Source organism: Mesorhizobium sp. P3_A10, from assembly GCF_056403175.1.
Genome location: NZ_JBFUFZ010000001.1, coordinates 701,081 through 724,065, shown reverse-complemented (window position 1 = coordinate 724,065; position 22,985 = coordinate 701,081). Strand labels below are relative to the sequence as shown.

At 58.9% G+C, this 22,985-nt stretch carries 23 protein-coding genes; 14 read left to right on the top strand and 9 right to left on the bottom strand.

Annotation, left to right across the window (positions count from 1 at the left end):
• Positions 1-50 precede the first annotated feature (50 nt).
• Positions 51-1,235: a pyridoxal phosphate-dependent aminotransferase gene (locus AC1DXU_RS03425; protein ID WP_477364367.1), complete on the bottom strand. Its 1,185-nt coding sequence runs from the start codon at positions 1,233-1,235 to the stop codon at positions 51-53.
• A 400-nt stretch (positions 1,236-1,635) separates the two neighbouring features.
• On the opposite strand from AC1DXU_RS03425, the gene AC1DXU_RS03420 reads away from it, so the two are divergent.
• The 4 genes from AC1DXU_RS03420 to AC1DXU_RS03405 all read left to right on the top strand — a co-directional run bounded on the left by AC1DXU_RS03420 (position 1,636) and on the right by AC1DXU_RS03405 (position 4,917).
• Positions 1,636-2,451: an ABC transporter ATP-binding protein gene (locus AC1DXU_RS03420; RefSeq protein ID WP_477364364.1), complete on the top strand. Its 816-nt coding sequence runs from the start codon at positions 1,636-1,638 to the stop codon at positions 2,449-2,451.
• 74 nt (positions 2,452-2,525) lie between these two features.
• Positions 2,526-3,260 carry a transporter substrate-binding domain-containing protein gene (locus tag AC1DXU_RS03415; protein ID WP_477365982.1) on the top strand — a complete coding sequence of 245 codons (735 nt, stop codon included), beginning with the start codon at positions 2,526-2,528 and terminating at the stop codon, positions 3,258-3,260.
• 179 nt (positions 3,261-3,439) lie between these two features.
• Positions 3,440-4,108, top strand: a complete 669-nt coding sequence (locus tag AC1DXU_RS03410; protein ID WP_477365979.1) for an ABC transporter permease — start codon at positions 3,440-3,442, stop codon at positions 4,106-4,108.
• A 71-nt stretch (positions 4,109-4,179) separates the two neighbouring features.
• On the top strand, positions 4,180-4,917 hold the full coding sequence (locus AC1DXU_RS03405; protein WP_477365976.1) for an ABC transporter permease: 738 nt from the start codon (positions 4,180-4,182) through the stop codon (positions 4,915-4,917).
• 32 nt (positions 4,918-4,949) lie between these two features.
• On the opposite strand, the gene AC1DXU_RS03400 is transcribed toward AC1DXU_RS03405, so the two are convergent.
• The 7 genes from AC1DXU_RS03400 to AC1DXU_RS03370 form a co-directional block, all read right to left on the bottom strand.
• Positions 4,950-5,813: a helix-turn-helix transcriptional regulator gene (locus tag AC1DXU_RS03400; RefSeq protein WP_477364361.1), complete on the bottom strand. Its 864-nt coding sequence runs from the start codon at positions 5,811-5,813 to the stop codon at positions 4,950-4,952.
• 550 nt (positions 5,814-6,363) lie between these two features.
• Positions 6,364-6,552, bottom strand: a complete 189-nt coding sequence (locus AC1DXU_RS03395; protein WP_477364358.1) for an aldehyde dehydrogenase family protein — start codon at positions 6,550-6,552, stop codon at positions 6,364-6,366.
• A gap of 32 nt (positions 6,553-6,584) precedes the next feature.
• On the bottom strand, positions 6,585-7,247 hold the full coding sequence (locus AC1DXU_RS03390; protein WP_477364355.1) for a 3-oxoacid CoA-transferase subunit B: 663 nt from the start codon (positions 7,245-7,247) through the stop codon (positions 6,585-6,587).
• On the bottom strand, positions 7,247-7,969 hold the full coding sequence (locus tag AC1DXU_RS03385) for a CoA transferase subunit A (protein WP_477364352.1): 723 nt from the start codon (positions 7,967-7,969) through the stop codon (positions 7,247-7,249). Before AC1DXU_RS03385 ends, AC1DXU_RS03390 begins: the two co-directional genes overlap by 1 nt.
• A 102-nt stretch (positions 7,970-8,071) precedes the next feature.
• Entirely contained in the window at positions 8,072-8,872 is an 801-nt protein-coding gene (locus AC1DXU_RS03380; RefSeq protein WP_477364350.1) for a 3-hydroxybutyrate dehydrogenase, read from the bottom strand.
• A 440-nt stretch (positions 8,873-9,312) separates the two neighbouring features.
• Positions 9,313-10,095 carry an HpcH/HpaI aldolase family protein gene (locus AC1DXU_RS03375; RefSeq protein WP_477364347.1) on the bottom strand — a complete coding sequence of 261 codons (783 nt, stop codon included), beginning with the start codon at positions 10,093-10,095 and terminating at the stop codon, positions 9,313-9,315.
• Positions 10,096-10,119: 24 nt separating this feature from the next.
• Entirely contained in the window at positions 10,120-11,004 is an 885-nt protein-coding gene (locus AC1DXU_RS03370) for a beta-keto acid cleavage family enzyme (RefSeq protein WP_477364344.1), read from the bottom strand.
• Between the two features lie 735 nt (positions 11,005-11,739).
• On the opposite strand from AC1DXU_RS03370, the gene AC1DXU_RS03365 reads away from it, so the two are divergent.
• Genes AC1DXU_RS03365 through AC1DXU_RS03345 form a run of 5 tightly spaced genes read left to right on the top strand, consistent with a single transcriptional unit; the run spans position 11,740 to position 16,161 of the window.
• Positions 11,740-12,525: an amino acid ABC transporter ATP-binding protein gene (locus AC1DXU_RS03365; protein WP_477364341.1), complete on the top strand. Its 786-nt coding sequence runs from the start codon at positions 11,740-11,742 to the stop codon at positions 12,523-12,525.
• Between the two features lie 27 nt (positions 12,526-12,552).
• Positions 12,553-13,329 carry a substrate-binding periplasmic protein gene (locus AC1DXU_RS03360; protein ID WP_477364338.1) on the top strand — a complete coding sequence of 259 codons (777 nt, stop codon included), beginning with the start codon at positions 12,553-12,555 and terminating at the stop codon, positions 13,327-13,329.
• 25 nt (positions 13,330-13,354) lie between these two features.
• Positions 13,355-14,035 carry an amino acid ABC transporter permease gene (locus tag AC1DXU_RS03355; protein WP_477364335.1) on the top strand — a complete coding sequence of 227 codons (681 nt, stop codon included), beginning with the start codon at positions 13,355-13,357 and terminating at the stop codon, positions 14,033-14,035.
• On the top strand, positions 14,036-14,746 hold the full coding sequence (locus tag AC1DXU_RS03350) for an ABC transporter permease subunit (RefSeq protein ID WP_477364332.1): 711 nt from the start codon (positions 14,036-14,038) through the stop codon (positions 14,744-14,746).
• 32 nt (positions 14,747-14,778) lie between these two features.
• Entirely contained in the window at positions 14,779-16,161 is a 1,383-nt protein-coding gene (locus AC1DXU_RS03345; protein ID WP_477364329.1) for an FAD-binding oxidoreductase, read from the top strand.
• Here AC1DXU_RS03345 and AC1DXU_RS03340 read toward each other — a convergent pair.
• On the bottom strand, positions 16,158-17,072 hold the full coding sequence (locus AC1DXU_RS03340; RefSeq protein WP_477364326.1) for a LysR family transcriptional regulator: 915 nt from the start codon (positions 17,070-17,072) through the stop codon (positions 16,158-16,160). The genes AC1DXU_RS03345 and AC1DXU_RS03340 overlap by 4 nt on opposite strands.
• A 95-nt stretch (positions 17,073-17,167) precedes the next feature.
• Here AC1DXU_RS03340 and AC1DXU_RS03335 point away from each other — a divergent pair, with 95 nt between their 5' ends.
• From AC1DXU_RS03335 to AC1DXU_RS03315, 5 genes are read left to right on the top strand one after another with little or no spacing between them, the layout of a single operon-like run.
• Positions 17,168-18,367, top strand: coding sequence for an acyl-CoA dehydrogenase family protein (locus AC1DXU_RS03335; protein WP_477364324.1), 1,200 nt, complete (start codon positions 17,168-17,170; stop codon positions 18,365-18,367).
• Positions 18,364-19,482 carry an acyl-CoA dehydrogenase family protein gene (locus tag AC1DXU_RS03330; protein ID WP_477364321.1) on the top strand — a complete coding sequence of 373 codons (1,119 nt, stop codon included), beginning with the start codon at positions 18,364-18,366 and terminating at the stop codon, positions 19,480-19,482. The genes AC1DXU_RS03335 and AC1DXU_RS03330 overlap by 4 nt, the downstream gene beginning before the upstream one ends.
• Positions 19,479-21,569: an acetate--CoA ligase family protein gene (locus AC1DXU_RS03325; RefSeq protein WP_477364318.1), complete on the top strand. Its 2,091-nt coding sequence runs from the start codon at positions 19,479-19,481 to the stop codon at positions 21,567-21,569. The genes AC1DXU_RS03330 and AC1DXU_RS03325 overlap by 4 nt, the downstream gene beginning before the upstream one ends.
• Positions 21,556-22,533, top strand: coding sequence for a 3-hydroxyacyl-CoA dehydrogenase NAD-binding domain-containing protein (locus AC1DXU_RS03320; protein WP_477364315.1), 978 nt, complete (start codon positions 21,556-21,558; stop codon positions 22,531-22,533). Before AC1DXU_RS03325 ends, AC1DXU_RS03320 begins: the two co-directional genes overlap by 14 nt.
• Positions 22,530-22,985 carry an acyl-CoA thioesterase gene (locus tag AC1DXU_RS03315; protein ID WP_477364313.1) on the top strand — a complete coding sequence of 152 codons (456 nt, stop codon included), beginning with the start codon at positions 22,530-22,532 and terminating at the stop codon, positions 22,983-22,985. The genes AC1DXU_RS03320 and AC1DXU_RS03315 overlap by 4 nt, the downstream gene beginning before the upstream one ends.

The window sequence follows — 22,985 nt, the reverse complement described above, 5'->3', positions numbered from 1 at the left end:
AAAGGAACTATCCGCGCCGCAGGCGCAAACCCCATCGGCCTCCACGCCTCTCAAGCGGCAGCGATCCCGGACTTGTGCGAGTTGATCCACAAAGCCAGTCTGTGAGCGGCTTCCTCGAGTTGGCCGACCTCGCGGAGGAAGCAAAGTCTGAGATAGGCTTCTCCTTCAGCGCCAAATGCACTGCCGGGCGCCAAACCGATATTGGCGTGATCGACAATATCGAAAGCAGCCGCCCGGGAATCGCGAACGCCCTCAACGGTGAAAAACAGGTAGAATGCGCCTTGCGGGATACTGAAGCGCGCGCGGCCAGACTTGCCGAGAATATCGCAGACCATGTCTCTAGCCTTGCGCGCGGCAACGACCTGCGACGCAACGAAGCTGTCGCCATCGTCAAGCGCAGCGACCGCACCGCGCTGCAGAAACTGTGCCACCCCAGAGGATGAGTACTGGATAAGATTCTCGAAAGTGCGTGACAAGGACGGATGAGCGGTCAGCCAGCCAACCCGCCAGCCCGTCATGGCCCAATTCTTGGAAAATGAGTTTACGAAGATAACACGGTCCTCGGGATCCACAACGTCGAAGAATGAGGGCGCGCGACCGGTATCATACTCAAACAGGGAGTATATCTCATCCGCAATGATCCACAGCCCGTGCTTGCGAGCGAGATCCAGGATTGCCTGGAGCGTCCATCGGTCCGCAACCCAACCGGTTGGGTTTGAGGGCGAGTTTATGAAAATTGCTTTCGAGCGCGGCGACAAGGCCGCTGCGATGCGCTCCACGTCGCAGGTCCATCCATTGGCTCCGTCCCGCAGCGGAACCGCGACCGGTTTCACGCCAGCGATAGCCGCGGCCATGTTGATGTTCGGCCATCCAGGCGTGAGATACACCAGCTCATCGCCGGCGCCGGCGGTCGCCTGCAACGCGAGCGTGATTGCCTGCATGCCGCCGATAGTGACGACGAACTCGTCGGGACTGAATGCGCGACCGAAATGCCGTTGGTGGTACCGGGCAAGGGCATCACGCAACTCCGGAAGGCCGCCTTGCCAAGTGTAAAAGGTCTCGCCCCGATCCAAACCTTGAATAGCCGCCTTGCGGATGAAATCCGGCGTCGCAGCATCACCCTCACCGTTCCATAGGCCGATCAAACCTGGCCGATCGCGGCCATAGTTTACGACCGCCTCAATACCGCTGACCGGCGCGTTGCGAGCTTCCGCCCGTAAGGCATTGATGATCATGATCTACTCTCCAACCAAGGGGGCGGGTCGCGAAGCCTTGGGCTAATCCGGCTGTTTGCTTGATAGAATGCCGAAGCCGTTTTGAACCAACGAGATAATCCGAATTCAGATCGAGGCCGCGTCCCGCCCCAGCCCCATCATTCTGTTTCGGACTATCATCACGCTCTCGGAAGCTGCCATCCCCCCGAAGAACGATGCGTCGTTTGGATTGACCATACCGAGACCTCCCCCTGCGGGGGGATGGCGGGGGTCTGCAACGTCGCCGAACATGCGAGAAGAGGCGACCTTGCCAAGATTGTCAGGTCTCAATGCCTAATCCAATGGCCGCCTGAGCAGGACATCTCATGGAAAGCAACTGCACCTGGAGCATCCGAGATACGCAATCAGTGGTAGGCTGCACATGACCAGCCAGTATGCAACGCGCAATCAACACCAGCGCGGGATTTCTTCTGCACCGGAAGCCATTCACGTTGAGAACTTACACAAGAAGTTCGGCCAACTTCATGTTCTCAAAGGTGTGTCCCTTTCAGCTAGCGACGGCGATGTCGTGGCCATCATCGGCGGGAGCGGCTCGGGAAAGTCGACGTTCTTGAGATGCATCAACTGCCTTGAGAATCCCACCAGCGGAATAATCCGCGTGAATGGTGAACACATCAAACTGAAAACCGAGAGCCACGGCAACAGCGTGCCTGCCGACCGCCGGCAAATCGAACGCGTCCGCTCCAAGCTCGGCATGGTGTTCCAGAGTTTCAATCTTTGGAGCCACATGACGCTTCTTCAGAACGTCATCGAGGTTCCAATCCATGTGCTCGGGCTCAAGCGCGATGTCGCCATCGCCACCGCCGAGGCCCTGCTCGATCGCGTTGGACTTCGCGAGAAACGTGACGTCTATCCCGCCTTTCTTTCGGGAGGCCAGCAGCAGCGCGCCGCCATCGCGCGGGCGCTCGCCATCCAACCAAGGGTTATGCTGTTCGACGAGCCTACATCGGCTCTCGATCCAGAGCTGGTTGGAGAGGTTCTTCGCGTAATCGCCGATCTTGCAAGGGAAGGCAGGACGATGGTGCTGGTTACGCACGAGATGAAGTTTGCCCGCGAAGTCGCGACACACGTGATCTACCTCCACAACGGCATGGTGGAAGAGGAGGGCCCACCGGAGCAGATTTTTGGCAATCCCCGCTCCGAGCGCCTCAAACAGTTTATTCGCAACGTCGGCTAAATAAGGCCGAGCAACAGGGGAACCAGAACATGAATGTATGGATCAGAACGCTGGCGACAGCCGGAATTGCGATCATGGTCAGCATGGGCCACGCAGCAGCGGAGCCGCTCAAGATAGGCGTGGCCGCCGAGCCCTTTCCTCCGTTTGCCTCGCCGGACCCCTCGGGCAAATGGGTCGGCTGGGAGATCGACTTCATGGCGGCTATCTGTGCGGAAGCCAAGCTTGACTGCGTGACCACGCCGATAGCGTGGGATGCCGTCATCCCGGCACTGACGACGGGTAAGATCGATGTCTTCGCCAACTCCATGTCGATTACCGAAGAACGCAAGAAAATCATCGATTTTTCAGACAAATACTACGAGTCGCCGGTCGCAATTATCGGCCCAAAGGGCGAGAACTTCCAGCCAACGCCTGAGGGTATGGCCGGCAAGATCATTGGAGTGCAAACGGCTACAACGCACGCCGCATACGCCAAAAAGCACTTCCCGGCGGCAGCGGAGATCAAAGAATACCAGACGATGGATGAAGCCGTGCAGGATCTCGCTGCCGGCCGCGTTGACGCCGTCCAGGCGGAACAGTTCGCCTTGGCAGAATTCCTAAAGACGGACCAGGGCAAACAGTGCTGCGAGATCAAAGGCAAGATTGCACCCGATGTCGATATTTATGGGCCTGGAGTCGGCGTCGGCCTTCGCAAGGGCGATGCTGAACTGAAGGACAAAATCAACGCTTCCATCAAAACGATCCGCGCGAACGGAAAGTATGCGGAAATCACGAGAAAGTATTTCGATGTGGATATCTACGGACAATAGATTCCGTTGAAGTGATGAAGTGGGCCTCTTCTACCGGACTCGTCTGGTTGCGGGCATCAGCTTCAGCCCTGCACTGATATCCACAGATAGGATCGCGGATTATGGATACGTCAGGCGTCTCTTTTGCGACAGCCACGATCGAACTGCTGTCGCCTTTTGGAGGCTGGGGAAGCAATCTTCTGCGCGGATTGCTTCATACTATCGAGATCGCCGCCGGTGCGTTCAGCCTCGGATTGGTGATCGGTATTTCTGGTGCGTATGGCAAGCTATACGCTGGACTGATCGTGCGCGACATACTTCAGGTTTACACGACGCTGGTGAGAGCGGTACCGGAATTGGTGCTGATATTATTGCTCTACTACGCCGGAGCCGATCTAATAAACCACCTGCTACGCGCATCGGGATATCAACCAATCGAGATAAATGGTCTCGCAGCTGGCATCCTGGTTCTTGGTTTTGTGCAGGGAGCCTACTCCACCGAAGTCATACGTGGAGCCATTCTAGCCATACCGCAAGGCCAGATCGAAGCAGCACGCGCATATGGAATGCCGCCTCTCCTTACCCTCCGGCGCGTGACAATTCCGGCGATGCTGCCCTTCGCGTTGCCGGGTCTTGCCAATCTTTGGCTGATTGCAACCAAGGACACAGCCCTGCTGGCCGTGGTTGGCTTCAGCGAACTCGTGCTGGAAACGCGTCAGGCAGCGGGTGTCACAAAGGCGTATTTCACGTTCTTCTCGGCGGCGGGCGTCCTCTATCTGCTGTTGTCGATCGGGTCCAACGCGTTGATCAGCCGCCTCGAAGAACGGGCTAGGCGCGGTATGCCCAAAATGCGGGAGGCCTCGCTTTGACGACAGGCGCGGATGTCGTCAAAGCCGTCTCCAGCCGCGATGCGTCGTGGCTCCGGCCTCATCGCGTTGTCATGATAGGGATGGCCTTCGCACTCGTGACGGCGGCCGCAGTCTTCATGCGCTGGGACTGGCTGCCTCGGTATTATGAGTTGGGTCTGGTTGGGTTGTGGCGCACTTTGTGGTTGCTCGCTGTTACCAGCGTCGTGGGTTTTATTCTCGCCGTTCCGATCGGGCTGGTGCAAGTTGTCGGACCTGCTTGGTTGTCGGCTCCGGCCAGAATTTTCTGCACCATTATAAGAGGCACGCCACTTCTGCTGCAGATTTGGATGCTGTATTACGGACTTGGGTCGCTGTTCCCGCAAGTTCCCTGGACTCGAGAATCTTGGCTCTGGCCTTATCTGAGGCAAGCTTGGCCCTACGGTGCCGTGGCTCTTACTCTCAGCTTTGCCGGCTATGAAGCAGAGGTCATGCGAGGAGCGTTCGCAGGCGTCCCGCGCGGACAACTCGAAGCCGCCCGTGCCTTCGGTATGTCACGGTTCACTGCCTTCCGCCGGATATGGCTCCCCCAAGCCGTTTATCGAGCGTTGCCAACTCTGACGGGAGAGACTGTGCTTCAACTGAAGTCGACGCCACTGGTCGCGACGATCAGCGTCATCGACATTTTTGCCGTATCCTCAAAGGTCCGGCAGGATACCTATCTGACCTACGAGCCTTTGTTGCTGCTTGCCGTCATATACATGGGAATCACATTTGTGCTCGTGTTCCTCTTCCGCCGGCTGGAAGCAAGGATCCCTGTGAAAATCGGTTGATCGACCGTGATGCGTTATCAAAAGGAAATTCCTTAGCCGTGCAGCCTGTCGCCAACGGAATCAGTGAATAGCGTGAAAAGTTCAAATTGGGTCGCGATGCCAAGTTTCGCATAAAGGTTCTTGCGATGCGTTTTGACGGTGCTGATAGAAATGCCAAGCCGCAGGCTGATGGAGAGCGTTGAGTTGCCGCGCAACAGCAGCAAGGCGATTTCTCGCTCCCGAGGACTCAATGTGCCTGTCAGACTACCGATCCCCAAAACGGTTTTGCGTTCAGCGGCGGTGTGGGTAAAGCGGGCCTGGCGCCAATGGCGACGGAAGGCAGCCGCCAGAAACGGTATCACTGTCCTTAACTGCTCGATCTCTCCCGCCGAAAAACCACGATCCCCCCGCTTTCGCGCTAATGTGATCGCGGCGCATTCCTCGCCTTGCATTTCGAGCGTTAGGCAAACCTCTTCTCTTCCGGCCAGCCAACTGTTCGTCAGATGTCCAATTTCTTCGTCAGCCTTCGGAGAAGCCCTGTATTTGGCGGGATCATCGGAATTGGTACCACAAGATTTTGCGAGATCTCGCACGCGGTACGCGCCGGACCGCATACCGGCGCAGTACATCCTGTAAACAGGGTCTATTAGGTAGCTGCTCTTGAGGTAGTTGGTAATGCCGGGCGCATAACGTGCCTCTATCTCACCGTCATATACGAGGATTGGGTTGGCGTTATGACGATACACCATCTGTTCGCAGTGCTCGAACGGAAGAAGTGTGTTCAATGCGCGCGCGAGCAGTTTGGGGAGCACCGGCTCCTCGAGGCATTCGATGATCTCCGCAGTGGCGTCGGCCCAGGCGCCTGGCAGATATTTAGCGCTGCCAGTTTCCGCTTGATATCCTAGAATGTTATACACGTCAGCTCCTTCGATGAAAAAACAAGAGACGCTAGTAACCCTTGAACATTCTCGTAAAGAGCCAGGATGAGCCGGCCAATGATCCGATGGGTTGCTGGTCGACTGGTGCGGGTATCTATCCTTCAGATCAGTAGCCGAGCCGTCCGGGGCTCTTCAAGTCGTCGGTGCCTTTAAGGGGCGGGTTGAACACGCTCACCAACACGAGGTCCTCACTCTCGCCACCGCGAAGGTATGCTTCCAGGTGCTTCCGATGTTGGTGCATGCTTGCCGTGGCACAAGCCCACGTTAGCCGGAAGCGTCGGGTAGAAATATCGACTGCGCGGCGGCAACCACAAACGACGATATCTTACGGACCTGAAAGTGACTGTTACAGATTGGGCTGTCGCTCCGCCTCAGCGACCGCTCCATCAGGGCGTTTCTCGGAAGGCCCGAGCACCTTCAATGAAGTCGTCAGAGGTCGACATCCGTTCGTACATGGGAAGACTGCACCGACCAAGTCTAGCCAAAGCTTCGGTCGCCGGCATCATTTCGATGTGACGCAGGACTTCTCTCATTGCCGCAAGGCCGCAAATGCTGTCGTTAGCCTTTGCGATAGCTCGGCCTCATCCTCAAATGGAAACGCTGCCAGGATCGGTCCAGAAATCTCTTCCCGAACGATCGGCGAGGCATTGTCCTCAAGCGCATAAAGCGTCGGTTCGACAAAATAGCCTAGCTTTTTCTGCTTTGCGCCGCCGAACAAGCGTGCGGTGTTGCTAACAACGCGCAAAGCGCCTAGGTCATGGCACCGGGCGAACCAAGGGCAATGGAAAATTCTGCTGCCGTTTTCGAACGAATTTCATCCACCGTTACGCCATCCGCCAACCCTGTAAGTGTCATTTTGACGTCGCCACGCTTTTGGATTTCGAAAGTGCCGAGGTCGGTTATGACGAGATCCGCCACGCGCTTCCCGGTCAATGGGAGCGTGCATTCGGATACCAGCTTGGGTTGGCCTTTGGCCACATGTTCCATAACGACGACAACACGCTTGACTCCAGCCACAAGATCCATCGCACCACCCATGCCTTTCACCATGTGACCAGGGATCATCCAGTTCGCCAGATCGCCGCTTGAGGAAACCTGCATCGCACCGAGAATGGAAAGATCGATATGTCCGCCGCGAATCATTGCGAAACTATCGGCACTCGAGAAGTAGCTTGTTGTCGGAAGCTCGGAGATCGTTTGCTTGCCGGCATTGATCAAATCAGCGTCCTCGTCGCCCTCATAGGGGAACGGGCCCATTCCCAACATGCCATTTTCGCTCTGCAAATTGACCCTCATTCCGCCGGGAATGAAATTTGCAACCAGCGTCGGAATTCCGATGCCTAGGTTGACATAGTATCCGTCGCGCAATTCCTGACCCGCGCGTGCAGCCATCTGTTCGCGTGTCCACGCCATTAAACTGCTCCATCCGACATGAGTTCGCGCCTGCGTATTGTCCTTTGCTCGATATGCTTTGACGGATTTGGGTCGTGAATGACTGCCGAGACAAATATCCCTTGGGTGTGAATCTGGTCGGGATCCAGTTCACCGATCTGAACAAGGTGTTCGACTTCAGCGACTGTTACGTTGGCGGCGGTGGCCATCACAGGATTGAAATTGCGTGCCGTTTTTCGGTAAACGAGGTTGCCCTCAGCATCGCCCTTATAGGCGTGCACCAGTGCGATGTCGGCCCAAAGACTCCGCTCCATGACATACAACTCTCCGTCGAATTCCTGAGTCGGCTTACCGTCGGCAATAAGAGTTCCGACCCCGGTTTTCGTGTAAAATGCCGGAATGCCAGCACCTCCTGCGCGGATCCGTTCGGCGAGGGTGCCCTGCGGATTAAATTCGAGTTCGAGATCGCCCGACAGGTACTGTTGCGCGAAGAGTTTGTTCTCGCCCACATAGGATGAGATCATCTTTCGGATTTGACGCGTCTCAAGCAAGCGACCAAGGCCGATCCCATCAACACCCGCATTGTTTGAAATGAATGTGAGGTCTTTGGCCCCGGACAACCGCACAGCTTCGATCAGGCTTTCCGGGATGCCGCAGAGTCCGAATCCGCCGGACATAATTGTCATGCCGTCCCGGATAATTTCAGCCAGCACGTCGTCGGCCGCAGATCGAACTTTGCTCACGTAGTCCTCCTCAATCTTGGTCAGACACTGCATTCGCACCTTGCTTCCCGCCCTATGAAGCAGAGCTGGTGTCGTAGATCGTGGGCCGTCCGGACCGTCTTCTCAGACTACGATGCTTGCGCCATCGACCGGCAATGCCACGCCCGTTATCGAGCGCGCCGCATCGCTGCACAGGAACAGCATTGCGGCGGCAATCTCTTCGGTTTCCACGAAACGCTTTGTCGGAAGATCGCGCAGGAAATGCTGACGTGCCGTTTCGTCAAAGGTCAAGCCAAACGCCGCGGCCTTTGCCTCAACCTGCTTTCGAACCAAAGGCGTCAGCACCCAACCCGGGCAGATCGCGTTACAGGTGATGCCGAGCTCCGCTCCTTCAAGCGCGATCTCCCGCGTCAGTCCCAGAACGCCATGCTTGGCCGAAACATAGGCCGCCTTGCGTGGCTCCGCCGTCATGGCGAGAGTCGATGCCGTGTTGATGATCCGCCCCCATCGGCGTTCGCGCATTCCCGGCCATGCGGCGCGGATCGCGGTAAAGGCCGCCGTTAGGTTGACGGCGATCAGCCGGTGCCATTCGGCATCGGGAAAGTCCTGAATATCGGCGACGTGCTGGATACCCGCATTGTTGATCAGGATATCCACACGCCCCATCTCCGCAATCACATCCGGCACCAAGGCGGCACCCTGATCGTGCACGGAAAGATCGTGCCCGAAGTGGCGCGCCACTGCACCAAGACCTCCGAGTTCGTTCAGGACCGCTGCGATCTCGGCGCTGTCTCCCAGACCGTGAAGCGCAACCGACGCGCCGTTACGGGCCAGTACGCGGGCAGTCTCTAGTCCCATGCCGCTGGTTGATCCGGTGATCAGCGCGACCTTGCCTTGCAAGGGAACGGCAATGTCGATGGCCATCGGTTCCTCTCAATCCGGTAGAAATTGTGTGTGGTTGGGCCAGCTTTCAGCAGCGGCGCCCGGGCGAGCAGTCCTAAGATCTGGCCTCGTTGGTACCGTGCCTTGCCAGCACGTTTCGGGTATCCGCTCCATATTTGCGCGGATAGCCGGGGGCAGTGACAGGCGAGTCCCGCCCGCCCAACCGGATGGTCGGCATGACGGATGAAGGCCACGTTGTTCGCAGCTTCTGACCCGGTCAAAGCCAGTTGCTTGCGCAGATCGGCATAGCGCGCCAACGGCTCACGTTTCCCATCGGAGGCGACATAGGCATCGCCGTCGATCCGCCCAATTGCGATCCGGCGCCGGACCTTTCGCTTCACTGGCCCAGAGGAACGCCATCTGCACGGCGCAGTGCAGGACGACGCGAGTTCCGCAAAGTGACTGATATCGCTTGTCACGCATCAGCGGCCGCTATTGATCGTCAGTTTGGCTCGTACTTCCGCCATTGCATCACGCCCGCCCAGCACCAGAAAGCCGGTGTCAGAGCCAAACGTGAAAACGCTGAAGCCCAATGCCATGAAAGTGGGGATGAAATCGGAAGAGGCCACGTCGATGCCAGCCACAATACCTTTTTTGGCCGCTGCAGTAGCTACGCTTTCACAGGCGGCCAGCAATTCGGGATGAAGCTCGCCGGGCTTTAATCCCAGCGATAGAGCGAGATCCGCCGGGCCAATGTAAAGTACGTCGACGCCCTTAACCGCCGCGATCCCGTCGATATCTTCAACCGCCTCGCGCGTTTCGATCTGCAGGATGACCAGGGTGAGCGTATCCGCAGTGGCAAAGTACTCTTTCTCGTCGAGATAATAGTTCGATGCGCGCCATGCGCCGGCGCCACGCGTTCCCAGTGGCGGGTACTTTGTAGAGGAGACGGCAGCGCGCGCTTCCGCCTCAGAGTTGATCATCGGAACCATGAGGCCCGTCACGCCTTGATCGAGCGCGCCTTTTATCAACTCCGGCGTTTTCCACCGCACGCGGTAGATCACGGGCATATTGTGAAGTTCCGTGGCCGGCAGAAGCGCACCCAGACTGTCGGGCGGAATGGGAGCGTGTTCGCCATCGACCAATAGGAAGTCGGCGTTTGTCTGAGCCAGGGTTTCGGCCACCATGGGGTGGGGAATGCCCATCCAGATGCCAAACACAGTCTGGCGGGAACGTATTTTTTCCGCGAAAGCCTTGCGATCCACGCGCGTCTCCTTGGGTTGAGAAACTCAGGCTTTCGGTTGAAGACCAAGCCGTTCGCGGGTGGCATTGGAAGAAAGGACTTTGGCGCCCATGCCTTCGACAATAGTCTTGGCCCGCGCGACCAGCTGGGCATTGGTGGCCAGAACGCCGCGCTCAAGATAGAGATTGTCTTCGAGACCGACCCGGATATTGCCGCCCATCAAAACCGCCTGCGCGGCCATCGGCAACTGCAAAGCGCCCAGGCCGAAGCCCGCCCAGATCGCATTTGCCGGCAGGGCATTCCGCATTGCCATCATCGCATCGGGCGTTGCCGGCGCGCCATATTTGATGCCGAGGCAAAGCTGGAAGATCGGTGGCTGCCGAACAATGCCTTCCTTGATCAGCTGCTTTGCGAGTTCGATATGGCCGAGTTCGAAAACCTCGATCTCCGGTACCACACCACTTGCCTGGTAACCGGTGCACATTTTGCGCAACCAGGTCGGGGTGGTCGCATAAAGCGCCTCGTCGAAATTGAGCGACCCGGTATCCAGGCTGGCGATTTCCGGCTTGAGTTCGACAATGTGCTGCATGCGTTCTTCCGGGCCAACGAAATCCGTGTCCGGCGTCGGAGGGAAGGGCTTTTCGGCCGGTCCGAACAGGATCTCTCCGCCCATGCCGCCGGTGAGGTTGATGATGACGTCCGTGTTGCGTTCGCGGATGATCGTTACGAGTTCCCGGAAAAGGCCAGGGTCACGGCTACCAAGCCGGGTTTTCGGATCGCGGACATGTAAATGTACGATGGCCGCACCCGCCTCATGGGCTTCGAGCGCACTGTCGGCTATTTCCATCGGCGTGACAGGGACATGTGGGCTTTTGCCGGCGAAGTCGCCGCCGCCGGTCACGGCGCAGGTAATAAAAGGTTCGCGGTTCACCGCTGTCTCCACCCGTTGCGCTGCCTGCATCAATCCGACGAGTCCGCAGGTTCGCGGCACGGTTCATCGGGCAGGCTGAGCGATTGTCAAATCGGTGGCATTGTTTCTGAAGCCAGCAACGCGATGACGTGTCTGTTCTGAAACCTAGAATGCCTGGCGCACCTAAGGGCGACAATCACACCGGCGACAAGTGAATGGTGTCGTTGGAAGTTGAATCATTTCGACGAGAGATGCTTTGTGAGGACAAGCACGAGCCCGTGCGCCGGTTAAGATGGCCGGGCGGAACGGCAACGGCGGCTGTGCGGATCATATTTGTTCGAATAAGCTCTCGGATTGTGACAGGGATAGCCGATTTCCGCTGTTTCTGGCTGCTCCGCGCCGGCGAGGCTGATCACGCGACGTCGCCGTTCGACGTTAGGATTTGTCAGCCGCTACAGGCAAGATAGAGCGCCGCCGAATACGCGATCGCATGCCGGGCAGTCGCCGGATAGGCAGATATTACTCACATATTGCCACCAAAAAATCAATTGATGCCCCGGCTACTTTCCGAGAGCTTTCGGGTGCAAGGCAAACGCTGGTGGCGGTGATGGCGCCGCCTGGGTGAGAAAGGAACGCCTTCAGCATTTAATTGCATGCCGCGCCGAGCAATCGACTGCTGTATACAGCTATTGACAACGGTCGGAATCTGCACCAGCCTGTATACAGGTAGGTCAGTTTTTTAGCACAGGATACTTGATGGAGCAGGGCTCAGCAGTCGCGGATCGACCCCTCCTGGAGGTTCGAAATCTCAGAAAATCCTTCGGTCCGCTGGAGGTGCTCAAAGGCGTCAACCTTGCGGCGAACAAAGGAGACATCCTGACGTTGATCGGCAGTTCCGGGTCTGGCAAAAGCACGCTGATCCGCTGCATCAATTTTCTGGAAGAGCCGACCGCGGGCGATATCGTGCTGGACGGCGCGGTCTTTCCGGCGGTTCAGGGCGGCAAGCGGTCGCGCAGACAGAGCGGCGAGCTGGTCATTCTCAGGCGCAAAGTCGGCATGGTCTTCCAGTCGTTCAACCTCTGGCCGCATCGCAGCGCCATTGAAAACGTGATGGAAGGGCCGCTCCAGGTGCTGCGCGTATCCAGGAAAGAGGCGCATGACCGTGCGAGCGCCTATCTGGACAAAGTGGGGCTTACCGACAGGAGCGGTCACTATCCGTCGCAGCTTTCCGGCGGCCAGCAGCAGCGTGTCGCAATCGCCCGCGCGCTGGCCATGGAACCGGAAATCCTGCTGTTCGACGAACCGACATCGGCGCTCGATCCCGAACTTGTCGGCGAGGTGTTGCGCGTGATGCAGCGCCTTGCCGTCGAAGGCCGGACGATGGTGATCGTGACGCACGAAATGCACTTCGCCCGCGAAGTGTCGTCCGAGGTCATCTACCTATCGGGGGGGAACATCGAGGAAAGAGGCAAGCCAGAAGACCTTTTGACGGCGCCGAAATCGCCGACACTGGCATCCTTTCTGCAGAGATATCGATCGTAAGTGAACCACAACAAAAAGGGGAACAAAATGAAAATGCGTAACCTGCCGGCAGCAATCTTCATGACTGCCGTGAGTCTCATGCCTTTCTCGACGGCCAATGCCGACGAAGCAATCAAGATCGGCATCGATGCAGCCTACAAGCCCTTCGCCTTCATCGACGCCAATGGCGAGTTGACAGGTCTTGAGCCGGACCTCGTCAAGTTGGTCTGCGCCGAGATCAAGGCAAATTGCGAAATCTCCAGCGTGCCGTGGGATGGCATCTGGACGGCCCTGGAAACCGGGACGATCGACATGGTCGGAACGACTGTCACGGAAACCAAGCCGCGCCTTGAAAAATATGACGCGACGCGGATCATCTACAAGGTTGGCTACGCCTTCCTGGTGCCTCAGGACGCCGACATTTCCGCGGGCATCCCCGGACTGAAGGGCAAGCCGATCGGCACCATCGTCGGAACGCAGTCCTACTACGATTACATCAAAGCCACACTTGGCAACGACACCGAAATTCAAGGCTATGAAAGCCCGGATGCCGCCGTTCTCGATCTTGATGCCGGACGCATCGCAGCGTTCCAGAACGACAATCTGCAACTCCAGCAGCAGTTCGTCAGCACCGGAAAATACAAGCTGGTGGACAAGCCCAGCTTCGACAAGCAGTTCGTCGGCGATGGCCGCGGCTGGTTCTTCCGCAAGGGATCAACCGACCTGGTCACCAAGTTCAACACCGGCCTCGACGCGGTGATCGCGTCCGGCAAGCTCAACGAACTCGGTGAGAAATACCTGAACACCAAGCTCCAGTCCGAGTGATGCTTCTGGGCTACGGTGACGTGCAATGATCTATATCGTTGCACCCTATTTTGTCTTTTGGTTGAAGGGCGCAGCCTTGACCCTCGGGTTGTCGGCTGTGTCCTTTCCCATCTGCGTTGCAATCGGGCTGGCGGTTGCGTTCGCCAGTTTCTCACCGAGCCGGCCGGTCGCGATGTTGGGGGCCGGATATATCAATTTGTTCCGCGGTCTGCCAGAAGTGATTGTCATCTTCATCGTCTTCTACGGCTCCAACATCGCGTTCGCGGGGATCGGCAAGGCCATCGGCTTTCAGCTTGGTGGAACGAACCCCATGATCGCCGCCGTGGTAGCGCTGTCGGTCCAGTTTGGTTCCTACGCAGCCGTCATTTTCAAGGACTGGATGGGCGTGCTTCCCCGTGGATACACCGAAGCGGGGCTGTCGATAGGAATGACGCCCTTCCAGATCCGCCGGCGCATCGTCGTGCCGCTGGTGTTGCGTTCCGCGACGCCAGCGCTCGGCAATTTGTTCCTGGTGATGCTGAAGATTTCCGCGCTAGCTTCGCTCATAGGCGTGCAGGAACTCAGCCGTACCACCACCATCATCGCCGGATCAACGCGTGAGCCTATGTTGTGCTACATGATCGCGGCAGGCATGTATCTTGCCATTTCTGCCGTGTCCGGCCTGATCCAGCATCGCTTCGAAGCAATTATCGATAGGTCTCGATAAATGCTGAATTTCGCAATCCTGAACACGCAGGTTTTCTGGTTGGCGGTCGCCAATGGCTTCATTGTTACCGTCGCGCTGACCGGGCTCAGCATGGTGTTCGGTTTTCTGCTCGGCGGTATCCTGGCGTCGATGCATGAATATGGCCGACAGACGGTCCGCCTCATCGCCAAGGCCTATATCTTCGTCTTCCGCGGCGTGCCGCTGCTGATCCTGCTGTTTCTTGTCTACTACGGCATGCCGCGAATCTCCTGGCTGCGTGGCGGACTGTTCTGGGACCTTGTGCTCAGTTCGCCGTTCCGCACGGCAGTCTTCGTGCTCAGCATCAACAACGCGGCCTATCTGGGCGAGACAATCAGAGGTGGTTTGAAAATGGTGCCACGCGGACTGCTCGAGGCAGCCCTTGCCATCGGCATGACGCGGACCCGCGCCTTTTTCCGCGTTCACGCGCCGCTTGCGCTGAGGTCGATCCTGGGAAATCTCGGCAGCGAAACGGTCGCCGTGGTCAAGGCCTCAGCCATAACAAGCGTCATCACCGTTCACGATTTGATGGGGGGACCGACCGTCCTTGGCAAAGTCTATCTTGATCCTTTGACGCCGCTGCTGGTGGTCGGCGTCGTCTATATCGTCATCGTCCAGATCATCGATCATGTCGTAAAGCGGATCCATCGGCATCTGACCATTCCCGGCGCGGTACACACGCAGCACCTCTAGCTACTGGTTCTTTTGTCCACGAAGGAGATGCGATGGATCTGATCGAGACCCTGAAGGCAGGCATCGGCGCGGACAACGTGCTGGTCGGCGACCAGGTCGCTGCCCGATACTGGACGGACGCGGCAGGACTTGAACCGAAAGGTCCGCTCGCCGTGGCGCGGCCATCCACCACGCAGGATGTTGCTACCATTCTTAAGTTGTGCAGCGCCGCGTCCCAGCCCGTGGTCATCCAGGGCGGGCTGACCGGCGTCGTCGGTGGCGCACACCCTCTAGCGGGTGAAATCGCCGTTACAACGGACAGGATGTGCCGGATCGAGGAAATCGACCCCGTCAACAGGACGATGACGGTACAGGCCGGGGTCACGCTGGCTGCCGTGCAGGAGGCGGCGCGGAAAGCCGGCTTTTTCTACGGCGTCGATCTCGGCGCGCGCGGTTCCTGCACGATCGGCGGCAACGTCGCCACCAATGCCGGGGGCGTACAGGTGCTGCGCTACGGCATGACACGGCAGCAGATCGCCGGCGTCGAAGCGGTCTTCGCCGATGGCACGGTGCTGTCATCGCTCAACAAATCGGTGAAGAACAACACCGGTTATGACTGGCCGCAGCTGATGACGGGCAGCGAAGGCACGCTTGCGATCATCACGCGTGTCTGTCTGCGGCTGATGCCGTTACCCAAGCCCTTACAGACCGCTCTTTGCGCCGTGGATAGTGTCGCATCCGCGCTTGTGATCCGAAGCCGGCTGGAGGAGCGTTTCGACGGCAAGCTCGTCACCTTCGAAGGGATGTGGCGCGACTATATGCAAGCCGGCGAAAAATGGGGCTTGGTCGTACAGCCCTTCGAAAGCCCATGCGAAATCACCCTGCTCGTCGAAGCGGCGCTGGGCCACGATGGTCAAGGCCAGGTCTTGTTCGAAAAAGGGCTGTTCGACCTGATGGAAGGGGGCCTGTTGCAAGATGCGCTGATCGCGCGTTCGGACGCCGACCGGCAACGCTTCTGGGCTTACCGGGAAGCGAACTACGAATTTTACCGCTACGCACCGGGCGAGGTTCATTTCGATGTCAGCCTGCCGCTCAGCGGCATCGCCGAGGCGGTCGAGGAAATCCATCGCAGCGCTGCCAGGGACATGCCGGGCGGACTCGCGCTCATCTACGGCCATCTTGGGGACGGCAACCTCCATGTCGCCGCCTACCCTGGCGATGCGGCCGCCGACATGGGCCCGTTCAGTGTGTCGGTCTACAATCTGGTGGGCAGGCTTTCCGGCAGCATATCGGCCGAGCACGGGATCGGCATGCAAAAGCGCAAATACCTGCGCCAGACGCGGTCGGCAGCCGAAGTCGCCTTTATGAAGGCGATCAAGCGGATGGCCGATCCAGGGAACATCCTCAATCGAGGCCGGATATTCGAGCTTTCCTAGTCTCTGGTAACACCGAGCTTGATCGTGCCCGGCAGGGATTGCATCCACTGCGCAAAGACAAGCGCGCTGCGCGGCACGGGCCGAGATATCGGTGTGAGAACCAGATAGGACTTGTCTTCCTGAACGGCGATATTCGAGAGCGATATCAGCGTTTTAGCTCGCAGTTGGGAACGCACCACGTCCCGCGGCAAGAGCGCAACGCCATCTCCTGCCAGACAGCCGGCCAAGGTTAGATTGCCATCCAGATAGACCGGTCCCGTTTCCGCCAGATCGACGTCAAAATCGTAGTCAAGAGCGGTTTTCTTCAGCCACATGCGCCAGAAGCTGCGGTCGGCATCATGCAGCAGCGTGAGCCGGGCGATATCATTCAAATCCGTGTAACCGACTTGGGCAAGGTAGTCAGGCGACGCGACGGGGATGGTCAGTCCTTCCAGCAGCGGCATTGCGACGAAATCGGGAAAATCGCTCGAGTTCCCATGCTGGACCGCAACGTCCACCTTGGCCGGATCGATGGTATTCTCAGCCCTGGAATATTGAACCGCGACCTGAATGTCTGGATGCTTGCCCCAAAAGTCATGCATCTGCGGCATGAGCCAGCAGACCGCGAACATCGGCAGGCATGACACGCGTATCAATGGCGATGCCTCGCGCTGGCGCAGCAGCTCGGTCTCTCCATGGATCATATTGAAGGCTTCGCAGACCTTCACCTTGTAACGCTCACCGGCCTCGGTCAGACGAATGCCGCGGCCGCTTCGCTCGACAAGTGCCATCCCCATCCATTCTTCGAGTTTTCGGATCTGGTGACTAACGGCGGAATGCGACACGCAGAGCTCTTCAGCGGCCCGAGTGACACTGCGCATCCTTGCGACAGCCTCGAACGAACGGAGTGCCTGCAAGGGCGGGAGCTTCATGCCGATAGGTCTATCATATTCACATTTCGCCAGACAATACGAAACAATCTGTGGCCATCGGGACTGCTATCAATCTCATAGTGGAGGTTTTTGCAATGGACGCGCTCAGCCGAGATTTGACTGATCCCCAGGCGATTGAATTCCGCCGCAAGATCAGGACATTTCTTTCCGAAAATCTGCCGGCTCATATTCGCGATCAGGTCAATTTCGAACGCATGGACCTGTTCAAGGAAGATCAGCGCATTTGGCACAGGATCATTCGTGCCCATGGGTTCGCCTGCCCGGCATGGCCCAAGGATCACGGCGGCGCGGGACTTTCCGATAGCGAACTTTACATCCTGGAGCGCGAGTTTGCGTTGGCCGGCGCGCCAAGGCCGATGATCTATGGTGCATCCATGCTTGGGCCAGCGCTGATTGCTCATGGCACGCCTGAGCAGAAGCAACGTTTCCTGCCGGGAATCCTCGAAGGCGACACCTTCTGGTGCCAGGGGTTTTCCGAGACCAACGCCGGATCGGACCTTGCCAGCCTGAAGTGCAGCGCGCGGCGGGACGGCGATGAATATGTCATCAACGGTCACAAGATGTGGACCAGCGAAGGACATATAGCCGACTGGATGTTCGGTATTTTCCGCAGCGACTCCTTAGGCCGCAAGCAGCAGGGCATCACGTTTCTGCTTCTGGACCTCAAGAGCCCAGGCATCACGGTACATCCGATATGGACCTTCGATGGCACAGGCATCGAAATCAACCAGGTCTTCTTCGACAATGTCCGCGTGCCGGTGGACCAGCGCATTGGCGAGGAAGGCGCTGGATGGGAGATCGCCAAGAGCGTTCTGACATCAGAGCGTTTTGGCAACGCAGAGATTTCGCGCTCTATCGCGTCGCTCGAACGCCTCAAATCATACTGCCGCAACCAGTGGATCGATGGTCGGCGGCTGATCGATGAGCCGAGCGTGTCGCGGCAATTGGTCGAGCTCGACATAGCCCTGAGCGCGGTCGAACGGACCGAACTGCGGTTTCTTTTCCGGGCTGGCGAGGAATTGGGTGCCGAGGCAGCCTTGCTGAAATTGCGTGGCACCGAGGTGCAGAACGACATTCTCGCCGCCGCTGCCGACATGTACGGGCCGAGCGCCTGCATTGATATTGATGAGGCAGCGTCGTCCGATATGCCCCAAGACCATATCAGTGCCAGCTACGCGCTGAAGGCGCATATGAATTATCGCAAGACGATGATCTATGGCGGCTCGAGCGAAATCCAGCGCAACATTTTGGCGCGGGGAGTGCTCGGCCTATGATCCGCTCCCTGGGGCTGAACGAAACGGAGGCGCAGGTCCGCGACATGGTCGCGGGCCGGCTTGCCTCCCTGCTGAATGGGATCGAGGGGAGCGGCAATCTCTCGGGCGCAGCTTTCCAGGCACTTGCCGAATTGGGGGTTCTTGCAGTGCCCTTACCCGAGGTTTTGGGCGGCATGGGCGAGGGGCTTGGCAACGCCGCGCTCGTTCTCGAACCGCTGGGCCAGCAGGCGCTTGTAACGTCCTATCTCGAAAGTGTTTGCGTGCCGGCGGCGATTGCCGAGTTCTATCCCGCATTCGCGCGCCTACAAGCGTCGCTGGAAATGGCGGCGAGCGGGAAGGCAGGTGCAGTCATGGCCTGGATGGAGAAAGGGCAGGGCTGGAACCGGACGCCTCGTTTGACCAGTGCTGTCAGGAGCGGTGCAAATTGGGTGTTGAGCGGCCACAAGACGCTTGTTCGTTGTGGTGATCTTGCCAGCGCCTTTCTGCTGACGGCCAACGTGAACGGCGCACCCGCGCTTTTCTGGCTACCAGTCAATACCAAGGGCGTCGGGGTGACATCCTACCATGCCGCCGATGGTCGCGGGTTGGTCGATATCGAACTCGACGGTGTCGTGCTCGCACCAGAGTGCCGCATCGACGACGGCAATGCCGAAGCCGCAATCGACTACGGTGTGGATGCGGGTTCCGCACTTTCGCTTTGCGAGGCGGTGGGCCTGATGAACCGATCGCTGGAGTTGACTGTCGACTACCTAAAGACGCGGGAACAGTTCGGCAATCCCCTGTCAAAAATGCAGGCGCTGCAGCACCGGATGGTCGACATGTACGCGCATGTCGAATGCGCATGGTCGCTCGCCCACGACGCAGCATGCTGCTTGTCCATGAAGACACCGGTCTCGATCCGGCATGCCACTGTCTCCAAGGCGAAGGCCTATGTCGGACGGACGGGTCGGCGCGTGGCGCAGGAAGCGCTGCAGATGCACGGGGCGATAGGGATGACGAAGGAATATCCGCTCGGCAGCTACCTGCAGCGGCTGACGGCCATCGATCTCGATTACGGCGACAGCAATTGGCATATCCGTCGCCTGGAGTGCGCCTTGCAGGGGGATGAGGCATGAGCCGGAATTTGATACCGCTCTTTGCACCATCTTCGGTTGCCGTGTTCGGCGCCAGCGGGCGCGAAGGCCGACCTGGCTATGAGATCGTAAAGGCGCTCAAATCCTACGGCGGACCGCGGCGAATCTACCCAATCACGCCGAGCTACGCGGATATCGAAGGGATTGTCTGCTTTGCCGATCCGCAGGCGATCCCGGAAAGGATTGATCTGGGCGTCATCGCCAGCGGCCCGACGCGGATTCTCGACGATGCTGTTATTGCCCTGTCGCTCGGCGCGCGTGCATTGCATGTCATGGGCGACCTCGATGCCAACGCCTGCAGGCACCTGGCAGCCCTTGCCAAGGATGCCGGTTCGCCGCTGCTTGGTCCCAATTCCATTGGCTTCATCGACTATGTCGGCCGGACCGCGTCGACCTGGGTGATGCCGCCAGAACGGCATAGAAGTCCCGGCAACATCGCGCTCATCATGCAATCCGGCGCGCTGTTTTCCTACGCAAACGCTATCGATCCACGGCTTAAATTCTGCGCTACCTTCCATCTGGGACGGGAAGCTGACGTCACACTGGTCGACGTCATCGACCATGCGTTGTCGATGGATGAGACGAAGGTGATCGGCATCTATCTCGAAACGGTCGGTAACGGCACCGCGTTCGTTGGGGCACTGGAACGGGCTGCCCTTCGGGGCGTGCCGGTCATCGTACTGGCGCCCGGTCAAACGCCGGAAGCCGCCGAAGCGATTGCCACCCATGCCGGTCGAATGGCTGGCGGAAAGGCTTCGCTGGAAGCGCTGTTCCGGCGGCACAATGTGGTTGCCTGCGTTTCGCTCGACCAGTTCTGGTGCACGCTGCACCTGTTTTCCAAAGGGATCATTTTCGACCGGGGCGGCGCCGTGATCGTCACCGATTCCGGGGCGCAGCGTGCCATGGCAATCGACGCGGCAAGCCGCGCAGGACTGCCGCTGACCCGGTTCTCCAAGGCGACCGAGGACGCCCTTCGCGGTACCCTTGCGCCGGAACTGACGACGGCCAATCCCGTGGATATTTGGTCCGGCGAAAAAGACGTCGCCCTGCATGTCGCCACTTGCCTGTCGACTGCGTTGGCCGATGCCGGTGCTTCCGTCGGCGTCGTCCTCACGGAGTTCGGTGCCTCGGAAGTCGATACGTTCGCGACGCATATGGCCGAAGGCGCTCTGCGCCTTGCAGGCGGCGAAAAACCCGTTATCGCCATTGGTTTTTCGACGCGACATTTCAATGCCGAGCGCATTCTCCACATGGAACAGGGCGGGCTGCCAGTGCTCGACGGACTGGAAACGTCATTTGCGGCGTTGGCGCAGCTCCGTCACTATCAAACGCGCAAGCGCTACCTTTCTGTAGCCGGCTTTTCGGAAATACAGAGACGCCACGTCGGCGAAGCATTGGAGCGGCTTACTCCGAACGACGAGAATGCTGCCCTTGACCTGATGGCCGCCGCCGGCATTCCGACAGTAAGGCGCAGTTTATCCATGGCTCTAGACCATGCTCTCGAAGCGGCTGAGGCCATCGGATATCCGGTGGTCGTCAAGACGGCGGAACCGGTCGCGCATAAGACTGAGCAACGCGGCGTCTGGCTCGACATCGCCGATCCAAAAGCGCTCGAAGAAGCTTTCCTGGACCTCACTTCCCGGCTTGGTCCGCGTGTGCTGGTCGCGTCGATGATCAAGGGCGGCGTGGAACTGGCGCTGGGCGCCGTGGTCGATCCGCTCGCCGGCCCTATGGTCATGGTCGCCGCCGGCGGCGTGATGGCGGAGCTTTTGGCTGACCGGCAGTTCGCGCTGGCGCCTGTCAGCCAGGACGAAGCCCGTGATATGGTGCGCGCGCTGACAGTCAGTCCTACCCTTGATCCCTACCGTGGCAAGCCTGGCATCGATCGTGAAGCCGTCGCGGGCGCCATTGTCGCGCTGTCGCGATTGATCAGCGACTTTCCGCATGCCATCGCCGCCGTCGACATCAATCCGGTCATCGCCACTGCGCAAGGCGTGGTCGCGGTCGATGCCCTTGTCTCGCCGAAGGGCGAACACTCAACGATGGAGTTGCTGAATGTCGCATCCTGATAGCTCCGCTGCGCGCAAGATCACCAAGGTAACCTGCGTCGGAAGCGGTCTGATCGGCGCCGGGTGGGCCGCGCATTTCATGCGTGCCGGCCTGGACGTCGTGGTTCATGACCAGTCTCCCGAACGAGAAGCGTTTCTTCGCCAAACCCTTGCCAAGGCCATGCCGGTTCTCACCGAGCTTGGGTTGGCGCCGGGCGCCACGCCCGAGCGGGTCTCCTTCACAACCGATCTCGTGGAAGCACTCGACGACACCGGATTCGTCCAGGAAAGCGCCACCGAAGATGTCGACGCCAAGATCGCGCTTATCGCGCAAATCGACGCACTCACTGCCCCCGACGTCGTTATCGCGTCGAGTTCGTCCGGCTTTCTTACCGGACATCTGGCCAGCAAGGCGCAACGCCCCGAACGCATCCTTATCGGCCACCCCTTCAACCCGCCTTTCCTTGTGCCGCTGGTTGAAGTCGCCGCCAGCGAAGCGGCCAGGCGAGCTGCGGCCGAAGCCAGCGCGTTCTATCGCTCGACAGGTTGCGAGGTTGTCCAACTGGACCGCGAGATCGACGGCTATATCGGCAATCGCGTCCAGATGGCCGTTTTAAGGGAAATTCTCTATCTGATGTCGCAAGGCGTCGCCGACCTTGCGGCGATCGACAGGGCGATCGCTACCGGTCCGGCCATCCGCTGGGCGGTCATGGGACCGTCGTCGGTGTTCTTCCTGGGCGCGCGCGACCCATCCCTCTATGGAGAGTTCGTCGACCTTCTCGCCCACGAAATGGCGAGCGGTTATCTTGCCCCGCCAGAGTTCCAACCGGACAGGAAGCTGATGCGCGACTACGCCGATCAGGTTGTGCGAGGTTTGGGAGCGGGCGGACAGGCGGGGCTGATCGCCTTGCGCGATTCCGGCGTAGCCGGCATTCGAAGCGCTTTGCAGCGCGTCAAGGCAACGCTTGACGGCGGCGCGACATGACCTGGGTCACCACCCTGGAGGCGGTTGTCGAAAAGGACTGGCTCGACGAACTCGACCACGTCAATTTTCTGACCTACCAGCGCATCGCCGATCTCGCCAGCATGGAAATCTGGCGGTGTGCGCGAGAGGGTGATGCATCTGCGTCCCATCTCGAATTTGTCATGACCGAGACGCATGTCCGCTATCTCCGCGAACTGCGGCTCGGCGCACTGGTCGAAATCCGCACGGGGCTGATCGCCTTTGACACGAAACGGTTCCAGCTTCTGCACCGCATAGAAAGCGMAGGCGTCGTCGCCTGCACGGTGGAAACGCTCAATCTCTGCTTCGATCCGGCAAGCCGCAAAGTCACCAATTTCACGGCAGCCATGAACGGCTATTTCATCTCCTGGGGAAGCCCACCGGATGACGCCACCCCGCAGCTGCCCCTAGACCGGAGGCTGGCTCATGCCTGA

What these genes read in the sequence shown, in the direction of transcription:
- AC1DXU_RS03325 (WP_477364318.1), top strand. Translation starts at nt 19,479, where the DNA reads ATGAGCCGGAATTTGATACCGCTCTTTGCACCATCTTCGGTTGCCGTG.
- AC1DXU_RS03390 (WP_477364355.1), bottom strand. Translation starts at nt 7,247, where the DNA reads ATGGCGTGGACACGCGAACAGATGGCTGCACGCGCGGGTCAGGAATTG.
- AC1DXU_RS03355 (WP_477364335.1), top strand. Translation starts at nt 13,355, where the DNA reads ATGATCTATATCGTTGCACCCTATTTTGTCTTTTGGTTGAAGGGCGCA.
- AC1DXU_RS03365 (WP_477364341.1), top strand. Translation starts at nt 11,740, where the DNA reads ATGGAGCAGGGCTCAGCAGTCGCGGATCGACCCCTCCTGGAGGTTCGA.
- AC1DXU_RS03350 (WP_477364332.1), top strand. Translation starts at nt 14,036, where the DNA reads ATGCTGAATTTCGCAATCCTGAACACGCAGGTTTTCTGGTTGGCGGTC.
- AC1DXU_RS03420 (WP_477364364.1), top strand. Translation starts at nt 1,636, where the DNA reads ATGACCAGCCAGTATGCAACGCGCAATCAACACCAGCGCGGGATTTCT.
- AC1DXU_RS03380 (WP_477364350.1), bottom strand. Translation starts at nt 8,872, where the DNA reads ATGGCCATCGACATTGCCGTTCCCTTGCAAGGCAAGGTCGCGCTGATC.
- AC1DXU_RS03345 (WP_477364329.1), top strand. Translation starts at nt 14,779, where the DNA reads ATGGATCTGATCGAGACCCTGAAGGCAGGCATCGGCGCGGACAACGTG.
- AC1DXU_RS03335 (WP_477364324.1), top strand. Translation starts at nt 17,168, where the DNA reads ATGGACGCGCTCAGCCGAGATTTGACTGATCCCCAGGCGATTGAATTC.
- AC1DXU_RS03405 (WP_477365976.1), top strand. Translation starts at nt 4,180, where the DNA reads ATGATAGGGATGGCCTTCGCACTCGTGACGGCGGCCGCAGTCTTCATG.
- AC1DXU_RS03360 (WP_477364338.1), top strand. Translation starts at nt 12,553, where the DNA reads ATGAAAATGCGTAACCTGCCGGCAGCAATCTTCATGACTGCCGTGAGT.
- AC1DXU_RS03340 (WP_477364326.1), bottom strand. Translation starts at nt 17,072, where the DNA reads ATGAAGCTCCCGCCCTTGCAGGCACTCCGTTCGTTCGAGGCTGTCGCA.
- AC1DXU_RS03415 (WP_477365982.1), top strand. Translation starts at nt 2,526, where the DNA reads ATGGTCAGCATGGGCCACGCAGCAGCGGAGCCGCTCAAGATAGGCGTG.
- AC1DXU_RS03320 (WP_477364315.1), top strand. Translation starts at nt 21,556, where the DNA reads ATGTCGCATCCTGATAGCTCCGCTGCGCGCAAGATCACCAAGGTAACC.
- AC1DXU_RS03330 (WP_477364321.1), top strand. Translation starts at nt 18,364, where the DNA reads ATGATCCGCTCCCTGGGGCTGAACGAAACGGAGGCGCAGGTCCGCGAC.
- AC1DXU_RS03425 (WP_477364367.1), bottom strand. Translation starts at nt 1,235, where the DNA reads ATGATCATCAATGCCTTACGGGCGGAAGCTCGCAACGCGCCGGTCAGC.